The organism is Pseudoalteromonas sp. Z1A6 (genome assembly GCF_011378745.1).
Classification (GTDB): Bacteria; Pseudomonadota; Gammaproteobacteria; order Enterobacterales; family Alteromonadaceae; genus Pseudoalteromonas; species Pseudoalteromonas arctica.
Window position 1 is genome coordinate 1 of sequence record NZ_WTKW01000367.1, and the last position, 3925, is coordinate 3925.

1 protein-coding gene is annotated in these 3925 nt (G+C 36.8%); it reads right to left on the reverse strand.

Features of this window, described 5'->3' with window-relative positions; translation table 11 throughout:
* Nucleotides 1–37 precede the first annotated feature (37 nt).
* Nucleotides 38–2854 (reverse strand): TonB-dependent receptor, encoded by a 2817-nt coding sequence (locus GQR46_RS17195; RefSeq protein WP_165741699.1) that lies wholly within the window; start codon nt 2852–2854, stop codon nt 38–40.
* Nucleotides 2855–3925: the final 1071 nt, after the last annotated feature.

The following is a 3925-nucleotide window of genomic DNA, read 5'->3' on the forward strand; positions in this document are numbered from 1 at the left end:
TAAAATCGCGGCTTTTATCATTTTATATAAATAATAATTAGAACTTAGTAGTAAAGCTTAACTGGAAATAACGACCAGTAACATCATAAGCTTCACCAACAGTGTTTATACCTGATGCTCCACTTACAGAACTTTGGTTTGCTACAGGAGGTTGCTTATCAAAAACATTTCGAACTGACAAAGTAACGTCTGTTCCATCAGTGATGTTATAAGTACCTGATAGATCATGATAAATAACAGTCGGGAAGCGATTAAACTTTTCTAAAGGAGCACCAGTTGAGAAATTTTGGTTTCCTTCAATATTACTATCATTTGAACTTGCCCAGTACTTCATGCGCCATGATACTGCAAAGTCATCAACTGCATAGCCTAAATTTAAATTTGCACGATTAGTAGGAGTTAATACTTCACCTCTGTAATCTATCTCTTCACCAGATTCAATTGATGTTTCAGCATACTCATACAAATGATTCCAAATCAAGTCAGCTGATAATTGCCCGTAAGCAAATTCTTGTTTATAGCTTAATTCAATATCCAAGCCTTTTGTGCTTAAATCATTTTCATTGCTAGTACCAGAGCTAACTTCTGTCAAAGCACCTCTTGTATCACGTATTGCCCCACCACATGTCGCATCAAAGTCTGATGGATTAACACCGTAGCATCGGTTTAATACCGTTGTTCTAGCAGTGGTAGCAATAGCGTTATCTACAGCAATATCGTAGTAGTCAAGCGTTAATGAAAATTCATCAGTCACTTGCCAAATAGCGCCAACACTAAATGAATCAGATGTTTCTTCTTTTACATCTTCATTACCACCAACATAACCGCCAGTGCTTTGACGTTCAATAGTTGTTAAATTGAATGCGCCTTCAGTAGCAACTCGATTAGCCACTTCAGCGATAGAAAGACAGTTAGCCGCTACATTTCCGGTAGATGATGCAGTAATTGCATCACATGGATCTGCAACACCTGAAAATGTTTCACCTCTACCACCGAATAAATCAGCAATATTTGGAGTTCTAATAGCTCGCGCTGCTGATGCTCTTAATTTTACTGTATCTGTAGGAGAGTATTGTACACCTGCATTCCATGTTGTTTGTCCACCAACAATTTCATGATCTGAATAGCGAGCGGCTAAATCTAGTTCAACATTTTCGAGAACTGGTAATACAGTTTCAACAAAAACATCGTTAGTGTAGAAGCTACCATTCGTAGGCTCAGATTTATTTGTACTTGAAGCACCAGTTTGCGCTAAATCACCTGGAGAGTATGAACCTTTTTCAAGACGATGTTCTGCACCAACTGCTAGACCAACCATACCACCTTCTAGCTCAATTGGTAATTCACCTGAAAGGGTTGTTGAAAATATAAATTGCTCAACTTGACCTTGAGATTTTGCAGGTGATCTTACATATGCAACAGCTTCATCAGACAAAGTTCCTGCACCGAACAAATCTAAAGGCACACATCCTTGAAGTACTGCTAAATCATTAGAACATTGGACGTTACCTTCTGCGTTAGTGTATACATCTAATGCATTTGCAGCACGTTCAACATTTATTTGACCACCATTTTCTTGGCGCTGGTCAGTTTTACCCCATGAAATATAAGAGTTTAAAAGCCAGTTGTCATTAATTTCCCAATCTATACCTGTCGCAATACGGATAGTATCACGCTCTAAATCTGTTGAACGAGCACCAAACTCAACCATACGGCGAACTAACGTTGGAATATTATTATCCATTGTTAAATCAGGATTATCAGACATTAAATTTTGGCGTAAAAGGTCTGGAACTAAAGGGCTTCCCAGTTTAATCCCACCAACGCCACCACGTGAAGGTAGATATACATCATCCGTAGTAAAAGGAGTTGGTTCAATAGTCGAGTTGTATGTTTTAGATGAATTCCAGTTTACTTCCGTGAAAGAGTGAACACTATCTGAAATATCTTGTTTAAAATTAACTGCTGCGTATTTACGCTCAAGCGGAGTAACTAACTGTCGGTAAGAAGCACGATTGAATGAATTCTCATCACCTACATAAGGTGTCCCATCTGCATTGTATGCGCCAACACGGCCTTGAGGCGGATATGAAGAATTCTGAATACCAACATATTCACCACCCTCATCATTCAAAAATATAGCTTCATCATATCTTGAGAAGTCTCGATCGGATGACTTCAGACCTTTATCATCATCATATCCAGCAGCAATTGTTACACTACCTGAATCCCAACTATTACCAGCAGTAAGGTTTAAAGAATATTTTTCGCGATCAGACTCATCTGAAACACCTGTTTGAGCGTTAACTTCAACACCTTCAAAATCGCTTCGCGTAATAATGTTCACAACACCAGCAACAGCATCTGAACCATAAATCGCTGAAGAAGCACTTTTAAGAATATCAATACGTTCAATCATTGATGCTGGTATTGCATTTAAGTCAACCGCATAACCACTTGATGGAGAAACGCCTGATACAAAGCGACGACCATTCACTAATACTAATGTTCTTGAAGAACCTAAGTTACGTAAAGATGTAGTGTTAAGACCAACGCCTGTAGTACCAAATGCACTATTTGATTGGTTTGAACCAGCAATAGTGACCGGGGATTGATTCAAAACATCAGCTACATTCAATGCGCCCATTTGAATAATATCACTTCGGCCAATTGATGTGATTGGCACGGTTGTTTCAATATCAGTGCGCTTTATGCGTGAACCCGTTACTTGAATACGCTCTACTTTTTCAACACCTTCGTTTGCAGCGATTGTGTTCATAGAAAAAACAGCTGTAGATGCTGCACCAAAAGCAATCGCTAAGCGAACAGCTTTTGAAACTTGATTATTTAACATTGGATTCTCCCTAGAATACTATTTTAATTGTTTTGCCTTCAAAAACGGTCTGTAATTAATCACAGTACCTATTTTGATTCGAATAGTAGTCCTAACTTATGCAAAAGGTCAACACTTGGCTAACCAAATAAAACTCTTTATTTACAAAGCTTTAAAGTAACAAAAAACAAACACAATGCTCTTTTTGCATTATTGCATTATTGCAAAAACTTGATTTAGAATAAGTGCTATTTACTGAAGAAATCATATCTAAGTCTCGCCTCAAACAAGTTACTTACTTCCTTATTGTGGCGAGTTATGTAGGTGTAAAAGCATGCAAAAAATAAATTACCTACATAAAATTAACAAAAATGATTGAGACAACTATAGCTATTCAACTATCTGAAAAAGTACTACTTGGCCTTTCTAAAAAAGAAAAAATCCATAAAGCTATATGTTCATTGATTTCAAAAATCGCACACCGATGGCAGGCTAACTAAAATAGCTGAGTCACTTTTTGTAGTAATTACTATTAAATATGTATAAATGCTTAGTCTGTATTTCAGAAAGTCGGCGAGGTAGGAGTGTTAATAACTCCTTATATAGATAAAGACGCTATGCGAGTGACGCAAGCTTAATACTGAAACGAAAAAATGAAAGAGCTGCTGTTATGCGTGATGTAATGTGATGCTGCTGATAGCTTTAAAACTCAAAGATATTAAAGCACCACCCTATTCATCAGATTAGAATATAATAAATTTAGAATAGGCTTTTAAAGGATACGAAGACGTTGTTAACGTAGCTTTGAAGTACGTAACCTCTTTATCAAAAAAAGTAATTGGCGTATCAGATATGATCAAGGTTGAGGCCTGTACTACCCAAGAATATATCCAATCACCACATTTTCAGCTTAAGTAATGAAAGATAATCTTTTGTTGGTATCCATTATGTTTTTAAACTTCTGAAGAACCGCTAAGTAAATCCAACAATTTCCAGTCTAAAGAAACGTAATATCAACTAGATGTAAAAATTTTTGCCTAGTTATAGCGAAATTTACTTATCGTTAAATAAACCCCATATATAAGCCGGTTC

Bases quoted from the DNA above. Each gene is read 5' to 3' on its own strand.
- GQR46_RS17195 (WP_165741699.1), bottom strand. From the start codon at position 2,854: ATGTTAAATAATCAAGTTTCAAAAGCTGTTCGCTTAGCGATTGCTTTT.